The sequence below is a fragment of the Tsukamurella sp. M9C genome (genome assembly GCF_020169415.1).
Lineage (GTDB): Bacteria > Actinomycetota > Actinomycetes > Mycobacteriales > Mycobacteriaceae > Tsukamurella.
The window spans coordinates 1-431 of the sequence record NZ_JAIULG010000108.1 but is presented as its reverse complement, the minus strand read 5'-3'; the positions used below and the strand labels follow the sequence as shown (position 1 = coordinate 431).

The 431-nt window shown below is 37.4% G+C and carries 1 protein-coding gene; it reads left to right on the top strand.

Going from position 1 to position 431, the window contains the following annotated elements; translation table 11 throughout:
* On the top strand, positions 1-431 hold a 431-nt coding region (locus LB823_RS23600; RefSeq protein WP_224652213.1), incomplete at both ends, for a pantoate--beta-alanine ligase.

Below are 431 nucleotides of genomic sequence, written 5' to 3'. Positions count from 1 at the left end.
GCTTATCCGAGACAAATTGATAAAGATTTAGAATTAGTATCAGAAGTAGGGGCGGACATTGTTTTTCATCCTGCAGTAGAAGATATGTATCCAGGTGAATTAGGTATTGATGTCAAAGTAGGTCCATTAGCTGATGTGTTAGAAGGAGCGAAGCGTCCAGGGCATTTTGATGGGGTGGTAACAGTAGTTAATAAGCTATTTAATATTGTTATGACGGATTATGCTTATTTTGGTAAAAAAGATGCCCAGCAATTGGCTATTGTCGAGCAAATGGTAAAAGACTTCAATCATGCCGTTGAAATTATTGGTATTGATATCGTTCGAGAAGCAGATGGTTTGGCGAAAAGTTCAAGAAATGTTTATTTAACGGAGCAAGAACGACAAGAAGCGGTACATTTAAGTAAAAGTTTGCTATTAGCACAAGCGTTGTA